A 16,022-nucleotide genomic window follows, 5' to 3' on the forward strand; every position below is an offset into this window, starting at 1 on the left:
GCAGTCTCGATACTCAGCGATACAGCGCGAAACTGCCCACGAGTTTGTCCACCGCTTTGCGTGGCCCCGCGACGGCAACGCCCACGTAGGGCAGTTCGGCCGTGCCGCTTTCGGACATGCGTGAGGTGTACTCGTCGTAGGTGCGTGAAGTCTGCGCCGTGCGCGTGAAATCGACGACGAACACCGACGGCACCGCCGCCGCCCGCACCACGAGCGAGGCCAGCGTTTCCGTGTCGCCCTTGAGGATCGGCACGGGGATGCTGGTGATACCCCGGTGCACGAACCCGTCCGCGTCCTTGACGTCGTCGCCGAGCACGCCGTCCACGTGCCTGCCGACGGTGAGGGAGAGGATGGCCGCCGTGTTGAGCGCCAAGCCGACGGGCAACTCCCCATCGACAACGATCACACATTTTTCCGGTGCGTCAATCGCCATGATTCCACCTTACCAATGGTGATCCCGGCCGATTTCGAGGCGTCCTCGAACCGAACCGGCGGGGGAGCGCGGGTACGTGGTCGCGCCGTGGCGTTCGGCGACCTGCCGGGCCGCCTCCACGATCGCCAGGTTCGCCGCGCCGGCACATCGCGTTCAGGGCTTCGCGCGCGGCGGCTCTCTTCGATACCGGTGCCGTCGACTATCCCGTCCTCACTCGCTTTCACGAAGACCGCACCGGTGAATTCACGGCGGCCAAAAGGCGCCGGACGCGAAAAACCGGCGGCCGGATGAAGTCCCGGCTGCCAAATATCGATGAAATACCAGACCCGCCGAATGCGTGGGGCGAGGTTTCTCGATCGGGTGGCGGACGGCTGTTTACGGTGGGCGCACCAGTTGATCAACGCCTCGGAGGTCCGAATCTTGCCGGAGAGGTCTGACACGGCGGCCACCCTCACCCATCAGGCGATCGAGCTGGGTGAGTCGGATCCGGTGCGTGCCCGCGAACTGCTGGGCGCCGCCCTCGCGCAGGACTACGACTACGAGCCCGCGTGGCGCTGGCTCGCCGAGCTGGTCACCGACGACGGCGAGCGGCGGTTCTGTCTCGACCGGGCCTACGCGATCAAGGTCGATTCGGCGACCGCCCGCGCCCGCAGGGCGGTGGCGGCCGTTCCGGCGACGCCGCCCGCCGAGGTCGCCGATCTGATCGACCCGTCGCCGCCCGCCACGGCCACGGTCGTACCCGGCCGCGGTCGCACGACACGGTGGGTCGCCGTCGGCGCGGTCGTGGTCGTCCTGCTCTCGGTACTCGGGGTGTGGGCGGCGTCGGGGGACGATCGGGTCGAGCCGGTCCAGGTGGCGCTGGTGGCGGGAATGACCGGGGACAACGCCGTGGCGGCGTCGCATATGGAGCGCGCGGTGCGGATGCACCTCGACACCGTCAACGCCGAGGGCGGCGTCGACGGGCGTCCGGTGGAACTGCTCGTCTACGACGACGAGGACACCGTGGCCACGGCTGTCGGCATCGCGCGGCGGATCGTCCGCGAGAACAAGGTGATGTACGTGATCGGGCACGCCGGCAGCGACACCTCGCTCGCGGCGGCACCGATCTACCGGGAGGCCGGGATCCCGGCCGTCACCCCGTCGGCGGGCGCGTCGAAGATCACCGACGACAGCGACTGGTATTTCCGCAGCATGTTCGGCAACCGGACGCAGAGCGACTTCCTCTCCGTCTACATCTCGCGTGTCCTCGGTGCGGCCACCGCGGCCGTCGTGCACGAGGAGGACGAGGACGGCCGGTCCGGCCGGGAGACCTTCCTGGAGTCGTTCGGCGAATTCGGCCGCGTGACCGCCGATCTGCCGATCGCCATGGGCCCGGAAGCGCGCGCGGCGTCGGTCCGGGCCGCGATCACCGAACTCAGGACACACGACCCGCGTGAACCGATTCTGCTCGCCGTCAAGGAGAAGAGCGGCCTGGAGCTGATCGAGGGGCTGCGTTCGGCAGGCGTCACGGCGCCCGTCGTCGGTGTCTCGGCGCTCAGCTCGCGGGCCTTCCACGCCTCCCTGGTCGACGCGGAACGGAAGCGGGGCCTGCCGGGCTCGCTCACCGGGAACCTGTTCATGGGGACACCGCTGGCCCACGATTCGCTGTCCGGGCCCGCCCAGGTCTGGGCCGACAGTTACGAGCGGCGCTACGGGGAACGTCCGCAGTGGCAGGCCGCGACGGCCCGGCAAGCCGTCAACGTCGGCTTGCACGCGATGCGCGTCGGAAACCTCGACTTCGGCGAGGAACACCGCGAGCAGGACCGCAAACGGGTGCGCGACACGATGGCGTCGTTGAAGGACAAGAAGAACTCCTTCCCGGCGCTGCTGGGACCGTTGTACTTCACCGCGAGCGGGTCGGCACAGATGGCGGTGTCCGTGGTGACCAGCGACGGGGCGCGGTTCGTCTCGGCGCCGACCCAGTTCACGATCCACGAGCCGCCGACCGAGGACTCCCTGAGGGCCGATGTGGCGGAGGGCACCGTCATCGCGGTCAAGAACCGGTACCTCAGCCGCCGTCAGGTCGTGGCCACCGGGATCAACATCAACGAGATCCGCGAACTGGACACCGCGGCTGGCACCTACTTCGTCGACTTCTTCGTCTGGCTGAAGTACACCGGCGGCCACGTCGCGGCCGACGTGCAGTTCGTGAACGCGGTCCGCCCCGATCTGACGCTCGGGGAGCCGCTGCGCGACGTCACCGAGAACGGGCGCACCTACCGCCTCTACCGGGTGGCCGACCGCTTCAAGAGCGCACTGGAGTTCCGGGACTTCCCGTTCGACCGGCAGCGGCTCACCGTCCTGATGCAGAACCGGACCCAGACCGCCGACCAGGTTTCGTACGTGACCGACAAGGAGATCCTCGACCAAGACCCGGAGGTCTACCTGCGCAGCGGCGCCGATGCGACCGCCGACATCAACCAGGTGCCGAACTGGGTCGCCTCGTCGGTCCGGTTCTACCGGCAGACCGTCGGCAGCAGTGACGCGCTGGGTGACGGCCAGGCCACCGGGACCACGGCCGGCATCTACTACAGCCAGTACGCGGGTGAGATCGTGCTCAAGCGGGACACCGTGCCGTTCCTGATCAAGAACCTGCTGCCGCTGGTGCTGCTGATCAGCGTCACGTTCCTGTGCCTGTTCTTCAAACCGGCCGACGACCGGGCCGCCGTGTCGATGGGCGTCACCGCGATACTGAGCACCGCGGTCCTGCTCAACAACGTGACCTCCCAGCTCCCTTCGGTCAGTTACATCGTGGCCTTGGAATGGGGCTACTACTCGTTCATCCTGCTCGCCGGGATCTGCGTCCTGATCACCATGGTGCGCAAACGCCTCGCCGTGACGAAACGCGACGACGCCGAACAAGCCCTGAGCAGAGCCGCCCGTATCGGTTACCCCGTCTACCTTCTGGCGGTCGTGGCCTGCTTCGCGGTCATCTACGCGTGAGGTCGTGAGTGGTAGAAAGCGGCCCGAGGGTCGACGGTGGAGGAATCAGGACGTTCAGCGTCCCGGATCTTTCCCACTCGCCCCCTTACTGCATCAACATCACGAAGCCGGACTCCCCAGAGCCACCCGCCCACGGACACGACATTGCCGCTCACGAGACTCCGTAGGTGGTGGCGACCGCGGCGGCGCGGTCGCGCAGGGAGGTGCGCAACCAGGGCGGGGCAAGGGCTTCCGCGTTGGTGGCGAGCTGCCACAGCGCCCACTCGGCGTGCCTCGAGTCCTGGAAAGTCAGCTCCAGCCGCAACCAGCCGTCGGTGTCGGTTTCTTCGGAGAGGACGGCCAGCGCGGTGCCCACCAGGTCCTCCCGCCGCGCCGGGTTCAGCCGCACCCGCACGGTGACCTGGTCGCCGCCCGCCCGGAACCGTGTGCCGCGTTCCTGCCAGGCCCGGTCCAGGTTGACCAGGTCGGCTCGTTCGGCGGGTTCGGGGAGTTCCTCGGCGGCCGAAACCCGGGACAGCCGGTAGGTGCGGTCCTCACCGGACCTCGTGGCCAGCAGGTAACCCTGTTCGCGGACGGTGACCAGGCCGATCGGATCCACCGTGCGCCAGTGTGGTTTCCCGCCCGCGGCCGCGTAGCGGATCCGCAGCTTGCGCCCGGCGAACACCGCGCGCCGGATCTCGGCCACGATCGCGTCGGGTACCTCTTCGGCGGCCACGCGGCGGGCGAGGAGGTCGGTCTCCGGGTCGATGAGCAGGCGCTGGGCCGCGCCCGCGGCGGTGTCCCGATGGCCTTCGGGCAGCGCGTCGACCACCTTGAGCATGGCGGAAGCGAGCGCCGAGCCGAGGCCGAACACCTGCGCGCCACGCCGTGATCCGGCGACCAGCAGGGCGAGCGCCTCGTCGTGGTTCAGCCCGGTGAGTTCGGTCTGGAAACCGGGCAGCAACGCGAAACCGCCGTGCCTGCCGCGTTCGGCGTAGACCGGGACCCCGGCCGCGGACAGCGCCTCGATGTCCCGCAGCACGGTGCGGGTGGACACCTCCAGTTCGCGGGCCAGCGTGGCCGCGGACAGCCTGCCGCGGTGGCGCAGCAGCAGCACCAGCGAGACCAACCGGTCGGCGCGCATGCGAAAACTCTAGCGGAATACACGACACAGGATGTCGTGATTCGCTGAGAGGCTCCTCCCATGACAAGCAAGACCGTGGCCACCGAGCCGAACGACCTTGGCAAGTACTTCATCGAGCACGGCAACGCGGGTGACGTCGAGGGGCTGGTGGCGTTGTACGAGCCGGACGCCGTGCTGGCGTTCCCGCCGGGCTCCCTCGCCACCGGACACGCGGAGATCCGCAAAGTGTACGAGCAGTTCATGGCGGCCGCGCCGGTGCTCGAGCCGGGCAGGCAGCATCCGGCGCTGGTGAGCGGCGACCTGGCGCTCACGGTGGTCACGCTGACCACCGGCGAGCTGACCGTCGAGATCGCCCGCCGCCAGCCGGACGGGTCGTGGCTCTGGGTACTGGACCAGCCGATGCTCGTGCCGTAGTGGACCGGCGGTTCGCGACGATCGGCGTCTACGGCTTCACGGCCGGGGCCTTCGTGGAGAGGCTCACCGGCGAGGGCGTGGGGTTGCTGCTCGACCTCCGCCAGCGCCGCGGCGTCCGCGGTCCTGACTACGCCTGGGCGAACTCGGTGCGGCTCCGGAGCGCGCTCGCCGCGGCGGACATCGGCTACCGGCACGTGAAGGAACTCGCGCCGACGACCGAGTTGCGACGGCTCCAGTATCGCGAGGACGACCGTCAGGGCGTGGGCAAGCGCGACCGTGTCGCGCTCGCGCCCGAGTACGCCGAGCGCTACACCCGGGAGATTCTCGACCCGTTCGACCTCGGCGCGCTCGTGGCGGAGCTTCCCGGCGACTCGGTGACCGTGCTTTTCTGTGTCGAACGCGATCCGGAGGCGTGCCACCGTTCACTTGTGGCCGCTCGCGTCCGTACCGGGCACGGTTCGCCGGTCGTGGATCTCCGCCCCTGCTGAATCCGGACCGCACCCGCCCGTTCTTCCGGGCGGGTGCGGTCCTCGGGCATTCCCGTCAGGTCGAGCAGTTCTTGGCCGAACCCGTGTTCACCTTGGCGCCGGTGAACTCCTCGAGTATCGCGATGTTTTCCGGGGCATAGTTCTTGGCGACGATCTTGTCCACGTCCGGGCTGCCGAGTTTGCTCGCGTAGGGCGCGGATTGATCGAGCCAATACGCCGCGCGGAGGAACTCGACGAGTACCAGTTCGCGTAGTTCGGGCTGGGCTTTGGCCTTGGCCCAATAGTCGGGGTGCTTGGCTTTGGCGACGCGCAGATAGAGCAGGAGGTAGCGAATGTTCGTGGCGGCGATGTCCCTGGCGTTGCTGGCTCCCACGCCTTGGATGTACTCGGCGACGACCGTCGCCGCCGGCAGTCCCATGAGCCCGGCGTTGAGTTCCGCCATGACCCCCTGCATGCGATACGACCCTTGCTGCTGGTCGCGCAGGTAGATGCCGTCCATCGAGTCGGTGAGCTTGTCCGTGATCAGCGGCAGGATCTCGCGCCGGGGGAATCCGCCGTGGAGCGGTACCTTCATCGCCTTGCGGGAATTGTCGATCCACGCGGACATGTAAACGTCCCAAGAGGTTCTCGACGGATCCAGGTCCCACATGTGGGTTTCTTCGTGGATCGCCACCATCAGGGATTCGGCGAGCGCGTTGAAGCTGGTCTTGGTGACGAACTGACTGAAGTACTTGTCCTTCGCCTGGGCGATCGCGAGGCCTTCGCCGCTGGGCCATCGTCGCTTGTACACGGCCTGGATCGTCTGCAACCACTTCGAAGACTGGAAACCGGCTTTGATGTCACTGACATCGGCCTTCGGCTGCACGGGCTCTTCGTAGCAGAAGGGCGCGCGTACGCCGGTCGGACCGGCGTCTTGGGCCGCGGCGGTCGCCGGAATCGAGGTGAGGGACAGAGCGAGGCATACGGTCAGCACGGAGATGGGATATTTTCGACGCATAAGGACCTCGGTTCACGGTAGGGATTTTCCGTGGGTCAGGACGGCAGTGTCCCCCACTCCTCACCGCCACTTCAATGATCTCGGTCCGACTGCGGCTGTACAGGCTAGGAATTATGGCGGCGAACGGGCGAGCCGGTGATCCTCAGGTCCGCGCCAACCGGGACCTGCGCATGCCGTAAGCGAAGTAGATCAGCAGACCGAGCGCCATCCAGCCGCCGAAGACGACCCAGGTGGCGCCGTCGAGACTGAGCATCATGTAGCCGCAGCACAGCACGCCGAGAATCGGTGTGACGGGGGAGAACGGCACGCGGAACGAGCGCGGTGCCTCCGGTTGCCGCCGCCGCAACAGCAGGACGGCGACGTTCACCAGCCCGAACGCGAAGAGCGTGCCGATGCTGGTGGCGTCGGCCAGCTTCCCGAGCGGGATGAACGCGGCCAGCGTCGCGACGAAACCGGAGACGACCAGGGTGTTGATCCTCGGTGAGCCGGTCTTGGGGTCCACTTTGGACAGCGAGGCCGGAACGAGGCCGTCGCGGGACATCGAGAACAGGATGCGCGTCTGTCCGTAGAGGACGGTCAGCACGACGCTGGAGATCGCCACGATCGCGCCGACGGCGAGCAGCGCGGCCCACAGCGGGTTGCCGGAGACGGCACCGAGCACGTGCGAGAGCGCGGCTTCCTTTCCGTCGAACTGCTGCCACGGCAGCGCGCCGACCGCGGCCACGGCGACCAGGCAGTACAGCACGGTGACGATGGCCAGCGAGAGCAGGATCGCCCTCGGCAGGTCGCGCTGCGGGTTCTTCGCCTCTTCGCCCGCCGTCGACGCCGCGTCGAAGCCGATGTAGGAGAAGAACAGTTTGGCACCGCCTGCGCTGAGCCCGGCCAGGCCGAGTGGCAGGAACGGCGTGAAGTTCGCGGCCCGGACGGCGGTGAACGCGATCGCGCAGAACAGCACCAGCGTGCCGATCTTGATCACGACCATGATCGTGTTGACCCGCGCGCTCTCCTTCGCGCCGGACAGCAACAGCACCATCGCGAGCAGCACGACGACGATGGCCGGGACGTTGACGATCCCGCCCGAGCCCGGTGGCTGGCTCAGCGCGTCCGGGATGGCGACCCCGAGGGTCAGCCGCAGCAGTTCGTTGACGTACTGCCCCCAGCCGACCGCCACCGACGCCACGGAGACGCCGTATTCGAGCACCAGGCACCAGCCGCAGACCCACGCGACCAGCTCGCCGAGAGTGGCGTAGGTGTACGAATAGGACGAACCAGACAACGGGATCATGCCGGCGAGTTCGGCGTAGGAGAGCGCCGAGAACAGCGCGGTGACACCCGCGAGCACGAACGACAGCACGACCGCGGGACCCGCGACGGGCACCGCCTCGCCGAGTACGACGAAGATCCCGCTGCCCAGCGTCGCGCCGATGCTCAGCGTGGTCAGCTGCCCGAGGGTGAGGGAGCGCTTCAGCGTGCCGTGCTCACTCTCGGCGATCAGATCGGCGACCGGTTTCCGCCGCACCGCCGCGGCTCGCAGATTCATGCCGACGACCGTATCTGCCGCCTCCGGCGCGCCCGACAGGCCCGGCGGGACGAGGACCGGAAGAACACCCGGTGACCAGTTCTGCCGGTCCTTCCGCATGGTCGCCACCGGCCCCGGACGGTGGAATAAGCGCCAGAGAGTCGTCAAGGCATGGAGGTCAGCAGCGTGGCACGCCACCGCAGCACTCAGGTGACCGCGTTGGCCGACCGGGCGCCATCGTCGGCCGACGGCAACGCGTTCCTCGCGGCGTTGCACGCCGAGCACCGGGAGCCGTTGCTGCGCTTCACCCGCCGTCTGCTCCCCGTCGACCCGCACCGGGCCGAGGACGTGGTGCAGGAATGCCTGTTCCGTGCCTGGCGGAACAGCGAGACCCTGTCCGCCAAAGGGACTTCGGTGCGCGGGTGGCTGTTCACCGTCGCCCGCAACCTCATCGTCGACTGGGCCCGCCGGGACAACGCCAGGCCGGTGCTGTTCGGCGACGACGACTTCGACCTGCTGCCGGGGCGGGTCGACTTCGCCGACGAGGTCGTCGAACGGTGTGTCATCGAGGAGGGGCTGGCCCGGCTCACTCCGATGCAGCGCGAAGCACTCGAACACGTCTACCGGCTGGACCGCACCCGCCAGCGCGCGGCGGTGAGCATCGGCGTGCCGGTCGGCACGGTCAAGTCGCGGGTGCACCACGCGAAGATCGCCATGACCGAGGTGCTGGCCTGCCACGGGGTCACCGCGGCGGGGTGGTGATCGGCGGGATCAGGCCGATCGGGGAACGGCGACCCCGAGCAGGGTGGCGAGCTTGCCGGCCGTGCTCCTCGCGACCGGGGTCTCGTACCGGGCGCATTCGGCCAGCGCGCGGACCCGGTACTGGCGGGCTTCCTCCGGCCGGTCGCCGAGGTCGGACAGCTCCGCCAGCCGGACCATGATCGCGATCTTGTCCTCCGACCAGCGCGACTCGGCCAGCGCGGACAACAGTTGTTCCTCGGCCTCCCGATGCCTGCCCGCCTGTGACAGCACCCGTCCGCGCAGTTCCTGCGCCCGCGCGACCGCGAAGATCGCGCCGTGCCTGCGGACCAGCGACTCGGCCTCGTCCAGCAGGTCCAGCGCGGTCGCCACGTCGCCTGCCGCCGCCACACTGCCGGCGAGCCGGATCAGCACCATCGACAGCAGTTCGTCGTTGCCCGGCGCGGTGGCCGAACCCCGGTAGTAGGCCTCGCTCAGCCGTTGCGCGGCCACGGCTTCGTCGAATTCGCCGAGAGAGTGCAGCATGCTGCCCAGCAGGGACTGCGCCAGGTAGCGGCCGTTCGGGTAGTCGGCCCGCTCGAACAACTCCACGGCCTGCCGGATGCGCCGCGTGGCCTCTTCCGGCGAGCCGAGCCTGCGGGTGATGGCAGCCCCGTAGTACAACGACCAGGCTTCCACGACGCTGTCACCGGCCTCGCGCGCCGCCGCCAGCGCGCGTTCCTGCGCTTCCAGTGCTTCACGAGGCTGACCGCAGAGCGCGTAATGCGCCCAGGCCACGTAGTTCAGCTGTTCGGCCGTCGACCGGGCGTCGCCGAGCGCCTGAGCCGCCGCCGCGCCCGCCCCGAACACTTCGCGCCACAGGTCGCCGGTGCCACGCAGATCCGAGTACCAGTGCATCGCCTGCGCCAGGTCGAGTACCTGACGGTGGTCGCCGCGTGCCACGGCGGCCCGCAGCGCGCCACGCCAATGGTGCTGCTCCCGTACCAGCCACCGCGCCGCGGCTTCCCGGTCGCGCACCGGATCGGGGCCGTCGATCTCAACCGTCACCGCCGGCCGGTCGTGGTCGAAGAACTGGGCCGCCTTCGTCGCCACCGTGAGCAGCCAGTGCCGCACCCGGAGCCCGGCTTCCCGCACCTGCTCGGCCCGTTCGGCGGTCTCGAGCCGCTCCATGGCGTAAACCCGCAGCAGGTCGTGGGTGGTGTAGCGGCCGGGTGTGCCGCTGTAGCCGAGAAGACTGCCCTCGGCCAGTTTCTCCAGCGCCGCTTCGACTTCGTCCACCGGCTGCCCGGAGGCGACCGCGGCGAGTTCGACGGAGGTGTCCGTACCGGGCACCAGCGCCAGCCGCCGGAAGATCCCGGCGACCGAAGGTGTCAGGTGCCGGTAGGAGATTTCGAACGCGGCGCGCACCTGGAGGTCGCCCGCGGTGAGCACGGACAGCCGCCGCCGCTCGTTCTCCAGCTGGTCGGCGAGATGCGCGATCGTCCACTGGACCCGGCTGGCCAGGCGGTTGCCTGCGATCAGCAGGGCGAGCGGCACCCCGCCGCAGAGCTTCGCCAGCCGCCGCGCCGCCTCCGGTTCCGCCTCCAGCCGCCGCCTGCCGACGACGAGGGCGAGCAACTCCACCGCGTCGTCGTCGGGCAGCAGGCCCAGCGGGATCCGGTGCCTCGCGTCCAGCCCGGTCAAGGTGTTCCGGCTCGTCACCAGCACCATGGAACCGGGGCTGGCGGCCAGCAGCGGCCGGACCTGGGCTTCGTTGGCGGCGTTGTCGAGGACCAGCAGGACCTCGCGGTCGTGCAGGAGCGAGCGATAGAGGGCGAGCCGGTCTTCGGGATCGTTCGGGAGCTGGCGTTCGTCCACCCCGAACCCGCGCAGCAGCCGGTGCACGGCCCGCTCCGGGGTGAGCGGTTCGAGATCCATGCCGCGCAGGTCGAGGAACAGGCAGCCGTTGCCGAACCGGTGGGCGAGCCGGTGCCCGGCGTCCACGGCGAGCGCGGTCTTGCCCGCACCCGGCAGCCCGTGGATCACCGCGATCTGCAACCGGGACGACGAAGCGGAGGTGTCCGCGACGCCGTCCAGCACGCGTTGCTCGGCGTCGCGCCCGGTCAGCTCGGTGAGGCTGGGTGGAAGCGCGGCGACGGCGAGCTTGGGCAGCTCGGCGGGGACGACCCTGTCCTGGACGGGTTTGCCCTTGCCGTCGGCGGTTCCCGTCGCCCGGCGGCCCGCGAAGTCTTCGGCCTCCGTGCCGGTCAGGCCGAGCCCGCCGACCAGCAGCTCCGCGGTGCGCCGCTGCGGGTTGCGGACCCGCCCGCGTTCCATGTCGCTGATGCTGCGGACACTGATGCCGGTCCGCTCGGCGAGTTCTTCCTGGGTCATCGGGATACGCAGCCGGTAGAAGCGGAGGAAGTCACCGAACGCGGTCGTACCCACGCGGCCATCCTGCCACGGTGGACCGTCATCGCGGAGAGTGGACGGGCGGCACGGATCAGAGGAGATCCGCCGGGGTCAGCAACCGCAGATCCGCGACGGTGGGGGTCCCCGTCGTGCTGAGCCGTCCGGCCTGGCGGGTCATCATGTTCTCCATCACCTGACGGGCGTAGCGCGCGTTGCCGAACGCCTCACCGCGCACCACGCCCGCGAAATGCTTGCGCAGCGCGATGACGGTCTCCGGGGCGCACTCGTAGCCGTTCGTGGTTGCCATCCGGTGCACGATGGTGACCAGGTCGTCGGTGGTGTAGTTCTCGAACTCGATGTGCCGGGAGAACCGGGAGGCGAGGCCGGTGTTCGAGGAGAGGAACGCCCGCATCTCCGCGGAGTAGCCCGCGACGATCACCACCGTGTCGTCCCGGTGGTCTTCCATCAGTTTCACCAGGGTGTCGACGGCCTCCTGCCCGAAGTCACCGCCCGTGGCGCCTTCGGGAGTCAGCGCGTACGCCTCGTCGATGAACAGCACACCACCACGCGCGGAGTCGAACGCCTCCCTGGTGAGATGCGCGGTGTGCCCGACGTACCGCCCGACCAGGTCGGCGCGCGCGACCTCGACGAGATGGCCTTTGCGCAGCACCCCCAGCGCGGCGAGCAGTTCGCCGTAGAGCCTCGCCACCGTGGTCTTACCGGTACCCGGCGCGCCGGCGAACACCAGATGGTTGCTGATCGCGGGGACCGGCAGCCCGGCCTGCCGCCGGGCCCGCGCGGTGGAGATCAGGTTCACCAGGTCGTTGATCGCGTCCTTGACCCCTGCCAGGCCGATCATCGACTCCAGCTTCGTCCGCAACGTGGTCAGCGCGCCGTCGTCGCCGCCCTGCGCGCTGCTCGCCGCTCCACCGGGTACGTCGGCGGGAAGCAGGAGTGACAGGTTCTGGTCGTCGGCCTCCGGTTCGCTCGCGAGACGGAACGCCTGCCGGTCCACCATCTCCTCGAACACCTTGCGCGCGGTCCGCCCGTTGCCGAAGTCGTCGCCGCGGTCCATCTGTCCGAAGTGGACGGACAGGGTGTTCCTGGTGTCCTCGGGCACCTGGTACTGGTGCGCGGTGCACATCCGCTCGGTGATGGTCACCAGTTCGTCGGTGCTGTAGTTCTCGAACTCGATGGTGCGGGTGAACCGGGACGCCAGCCCGGGGTTGGACTGCAGGAACGAACTCATCTCCTGCGAGTAGCCCGCGGCGACCACCACGAGGTCGTCGCGGTGGTCTTCCATCAGTTTGACGAGGGTGTCGACCGCCTCGCGGCCGAAATCAGGTCCGCTTCCCTTGCTCTGCGCGGACAGCGTGTACGCCTCGTCGATGAACAGCACGCCGCCCAGCGCCTTGGTGAAGGTTTCGGTCGTCTTGATCGCCGTGCCGCCGACGATCTGGGCGACCAGATCGGCCCTGGCCACTTCGACCAGGTGACCGTCGCGCAGTACCCCCAGTTCGGCGAGGATGCTGCCGTAGAGCCGGGCGACCGTGGTCTTGCCGGTACCCGGCGGCCCGGCGAAGATCAGATGCCTGCTGGTCGGCGGCGCGACCAGACCGGCCTGTACCCGCCTCCTGGCCATCTTGTTCAGGTTCACCAGCGTCTTCACCTGGTGCTTGACGCCGCTGAGGCCGACGAGTGCCTCCAGTTTCGCCAGCGGGGCACCTTCGTCCTCAGTGGACTGCCGGACCGGGTCGCCCGCCGCGCCGGTCTCGGCGATCTCCACCGTGCTCGCCGTGCTGCCGTCGACGTCCGGGGCGCCGTTGGCGTTGCTGGTCAGGTTCTCCACCGACAGCCGGGAGTTGGGCACGGTGACGCGCAGGCCGCCGCCGGTGTTGTCCGAAGTGGTGCAGTCCACCAGGCTCACCGCGTCGGAGGACTCGATCCGCACGCCGTCACGGCGATTCCCGCTGACCTCGTCGGCGGTCAGTTTCGCCCGTGCGCCGGAGCCGACCCAGACACCGTGTCCCTTCGAACGCCGGACCATGGACCGGGACAGCATCAGCTCCCCGCCATCACGCACCGAGACACCGTCTTCGCCCGCTTCGACGATCTCGCAGTCCCGCAAGGATCCGACGCCGCCCGGTCCGATCAGGACACCGGACTGGCCGGGATTGAACACCCGGAGTGTGCTGACGGAAGGGCTTCCCCCTTCGGAGACACTGAGCCCGGACTGACCGGCGTCCCGGACCTCGGCGTCCTCCAGCCGGCCGCGGCCGTTGCCGGTGACCTCGAAACCGTTGCCACGACAGCCGTTCAGCGTCGCCCGGCGCAGCAGCGGGTTGGCCGCCGCCTCCACCAGGACGCCGTGGCCGGTGACGTCATGGATCTCCAGCCGGTCGAACTCGGCGGTCGCGCCGTCGGTGACCAGCAGGCCCACCGACGAACCACCGCGCACGGCCGTCCGGTTGAACGACGGGCCGCTCGCCTCGTCGACGTGGATGCCCGCGCCGGTCGCGTCGGCGACCTCGCAGTCTTCGAAGGTGCCGCGAGATCGTCCGGTGACGCGCATCCCGACGCCGCCGGTCTTGGCCGTGCGGCATCGGCGCAGCACCGGGTCGGCGCCGTCGGCGACGGTGATTCCGTCGCCGGTGGTGTTCGTGACCCGGCACTCTTCGAGCACCGGTGACGAGTGGGTGCTGACGAAGACGCCGCTCGCGGTGTCCCGGATGGTCGTGTCGAGCACCTTCGTCGCACTGTCCTCTTCGAGCGCGATCCCCGGCCTGCCGGTGGCGGAGATGTCGCAATGCTGGACGGTGCCCTGTGCCTGTCCGTTTGCGCAGACGCCGTTGCCCTTGGCGTGCCTCAGGGTGCAGTCCCGCACCACCGGATTGCCGCGTTCGGCGATCACCACGGCGGAGGTCTGCACGTGCTCGACGACGCAGTCTTCGATCGTGCTGGGGGCGGGGGAGGTGACCACGATCCCCGCGCCGCCGGGATTGGTCACCCGGCAGCCGCGCATCGCGAGCGAGCCCGAATTGCGGGCCAGCACGGCGGTCCAGGCGGCTCCGATGATCTCGCAGTCCTCCACCGCCGCCTGACCGCGCGCCACGTCGACCGCGGGCAGTTCCTCGTTCAGCCCGCGCAGCACCAGACCGGTGAGTTTCACCGCCTCGGCCGAGAGCTGGACCGCGCTGCCCTGCCGCGACACGACCTCCACGCTGCCGCGCGCGTCGCTGGCCGCGATGGTGACCACCTTCGTCACCACCAGCGATTCGTCGTAGCGGCCGGGAAGCACGGAGATCACCGTGCCGTTGCGCGCGTCTCGCAGCGCGGCCGAAATGGTGCGATATCCCTGATCGCGGTCCACCGTGAGCACGTGCCGTGACACGAGCGCTCCCCTCGTCGTTCGGTGAGTCTCCACCCAGGACAACGCAGTGGGTGCCGCATGGGGTTCACTCCTCCGCCGGAACTGCTGGTCCTTCTTCATGGCCGTGCCCGGCGGCGGATGATGGACTCAGGCGATGAGGCGACAGCTGGCGGTGGCGTGCGCGACACTCACCCTTCTGGCGAACGGTGGCCTCGCGGCCGCGCAGGACACCGAGCTACCCCAGATCCCGCAGGTGTTGAAGCCAGGCCAGGCCTGTACCGCCTCGTCGGGCAAGAAGGTCCCTTCACCGCCGTGGCAGCTTCCTTATCTCGGCGTGGACCGGCTCTGGCCGCTCACCACCGGCGAGGGCGTTACGGTCGCCGTGGTGGACACCGGGGTCGACCCGGCGGCGCTGCGGGCCGAGGTCGCCGGTGACGGGGGAACGGACTGCGTCGGGCACGGCACGGTCGTCGCGAGCCTGATCGCCGCTCCCGCCGGAGAAGAGGGCAAGATCGCCGGCCTCGCGCCCGGCGCCCGCGTGCTCGCGGTGCGCGGTACGGACAAACCCGGTGCCGCGACGGCGGCGAGTATCGCGGCCGCGCTCGACAAGGCGGTCGAGGCCGGCGTCCGGATCATCTGCGTGGCGGTGGCCGTCACCGAGGCCGACCCGGCGCTGCGCCAAGCCGTCGATCGCGCGGTGGCGGCGGGCGCGCTCGTCGTGGCCGCGGCGGGCCTCGACCTCACGTCGGCGCGCGACGTCCCGCCGGGCCCCTACTACCCGGCGGCGTTCCCCGGCGTGCTCCCGGTGACCGCCGTCGGACCGGACGGGAAACCCGGCGGAAAAGCCGCACCGGTACCTGGAGCCGTTGCCGCACCGGGAAACCTGGTCGTGGGAACCGGGCCCGGCGGTGGCCAGGTCGTCGGCACCGGACCCGGGTTCGCCGCGGCACATGTCGCGGCCGCCGCGGCGCTGATCCGGTCCTACCGGCCGGAGACGACGGCGGCCGACCTCGCCCGGCGCCTGCGGGACACCGCGTATCCCCAGGCGGGGGTCAACGTGATCGATCCGCTCGCGGCGATGACGTCGGTCGCCGCACCGGGTGGCGGCCCCGCGACCGCACGACGCGAACCGGTCGCGGTGGCGCCGATCCCGGATCTCGAGCCCACCCGTCAAGCCGCTCTGCTGGTGGCGGCCGGTGTCGCGCTGGTGGCCGCCCTGCTGGGCGCGGCCGCGGTCGTCGTGCCGAGGGGACGGCGGCGAGGGTGGCGGGCCGGCTCTCGTGAATCTTGAGCCTGGAGTGGACTGACCGTTGCCGCGAAACGGCGACGGAATCGTTCCTCGCGTGATCAGACGGCGATCTCGCGTGATTAGGCGGCGGTTACACGTGATTGGGCGGCGATCTCGCGTGATTGAGGACGGATGACACCCGGCGGAATCCGGCTGCGGGTGTGTCGTTCCGCCAGTCACGCGAGATCGCCGTCCAGTCACAGGTAAGACCTGCATGATCGCGACACTAGGCGCACGGAAAGAGGCCTTCACGGACAA

General features: G+C 69.6%; 12 protein-coding genes. 5 read left to right on the forward strand and 7 right to left on the reverse strand.

Annotated elements, in window-relative coordinates; translation table 11 throughout:
• Positions 1-13: 13 nt before the first annotated feature.
• Complete coding sequence (locus BS329_RS34110) at positions 14-433, reverse strand: DUF2000 domain-containing protein (protein WP_076166469.1); 420 nt, start codon at positions 431-433, stop codon at positions 14-16.
• Positions 403-873: a hypothetical protein gene (locus BS329_RS43580; protein ID WP_158075852.1), complete on the reverse strand. Its 471-nt coding sequence runs from the start codon at positions 871-873 to the stop codon at positions 403-405. Before BS329_RS43580 ends, BS329_RS34110 begins: the two co-directional genes overlap by 31 nt.
• Between BS329_RS43580 and BS329_RS34115 the strand changes: the two genes are divergently transcribed.
• Entirely contained in the window at positions 854-3,415 is a 2,562-nt protein-coding gene (locus BS329_RS34115; RefSeq protein ID WP_158075853.1) for an ABC transporter substrate-binding protein, read from the forward strand. The genes BS329_RS43580 and BS329_RS34115 overlap by 20 nt on opposite strands.
• A gap of 151 nt (positions 3,416-3,566) precedes the next feature.
• Here the strand turns inward: BS329_RS34115 and BS329_RS34120 are convergent, their stop codons facing one another.
• Positions 3,567-4,538 carry a helix-turn-helix transcriptional regulator gene (locus tag BS329_RS34120; protein WP_076166474.1) on the reverse strand — a complete coding sequence of 324 codons (972 nt, stop codon included), beginning with the start codon at positions 4,536-4,538 and terminating at the stop codon, positions 3,567-3,569.
• 75 nt (positions 4,539-4,613) lie between these two features.
• Between BS329_RS34120 and BS329_RS34125 the strand changes: the two genes are divergently transcribed.
• Positions 4,614-4,952, forward strand: coding sequence for a YybH family protein (locus BS329_RS34125; protein WP_076166672.1), 339 nt, complete (start codon positions 4,614-4,616; stop codon positions 4,950-4,952).
• Positions 4,952-5,440, forward strand: a complete 489-nt coding sequence (locus BS329_RS34130; RefSeq protein ID WP_084750522.1) for a DUF488 domain-containing protein — start codon at positions 4,952-4,954, stop codon at positions 5,438-5,440. Before BS329_RS34125 ends, BS329_RS34130 begins: the two co-directional genes overlap by 1 nt.
• Positions 5,441-5,495: 55 nt before the next feature.
• Here the strand turns inward: BS329_RS34130 and BS329_RS34135 are convergent, their stop codons facing one another.
• Positions 5,496-6,413, reverse strand: coding sequence for a hypothetical protein (locus tag BS329_RS34135; RefSeq protein WP_244197399.1), 918 nt, complete (start codon positions 6,411-6,413; stop codon positions 5,496-5,498).
• Positions 6,414-6,579: 166 nt separating this feature from the next.
• Entirely contained in the window at positions 6,580-7,977 is a 1,398-nt protein-coding gene (locus BS329_RS34140; protein WP_076166681.1) for an amino acid permease, read from the reverse strand.
• Positions 7,978-8,142: 165 nt separating this feature from the next.
• Here BS329_RS34140 and BS329_RS34145 point away from each other — a divergent pair, with 165 nt between their 5' ends.
• The gene (locus BS329_RS34145; RefSeq protein ID WP_244197400.1) at positions 8,143-8,718 is read left to right on the forward strand and encodes a sigma-70 family RNA polymerase sigma factor; all 576 of its coding nucleotides are present in this window, start codon (positions 8,143-8,145) and stop codon (positions 8,716-8,718) included.
• A gap of 9 nt (positions 8,719-8,727) precedes the next feature.
• Here BS329_RS34145 and BS329_RS34150 read toward each other — a convergent pair whose 3' ends face one another.
• Together BS329_RS34150 and BS329_RS34155 are read right to left on the reverse strand one after the other, a co-directional pair.
• Positions 8,728-11,142: an ATP-binding protein gene (locus tag BS329_RS34150; RefSeq protein ID WP_076166476.1), complete on the reverse strand. Its 2,415-nt coding sequence runs from the start codon at positions 11,140-11,142 to the stop codon at positions 8,728-8,730.
• A gap of 55 nt (positions 11,143-11,197) precedes the next feature.
• Positions 11,198-14,497 (reverse strand): right-handed parallel beta-helix repeat-containing protein, encoded by a 3,300-nt coding sequence (locus tag BS329_RS34155; RefSeq protein WP_076166479.1) that lies wholly within the window; start codon positions 14,495-14,497, stop codon positions 11,198-11,200.
• 133 nt (positions 14,498-14,630) lie between these two features.
• Here BS329_RS34155 and BS329_RS34160 point away from each other — a divergent pair, with 133 nt between their 5' ends.
• Positions 14,631-15,767, forward strand: coding sequence for a S8 family serine peptidase (locus BS329_RS34160; RefSeq protein WP_244197401.1), 1,137 nt, complete (start codon positions 14,631-14,633; stop codon positions 15,765-15,767).
• Positions 15,768-16,022 lie beyond the last annotated feature (255 nt).

Source organism: Amycolatopsis coloradensis (assembly GCF_001953865.1).
Classification (GTDB): Bacteria; Actinomycetota; Actinomycetes; order Mycobacteriales; family Pseudonocardiaceae; genus Amycolatopsis; species Amycolatopsis coloradensis.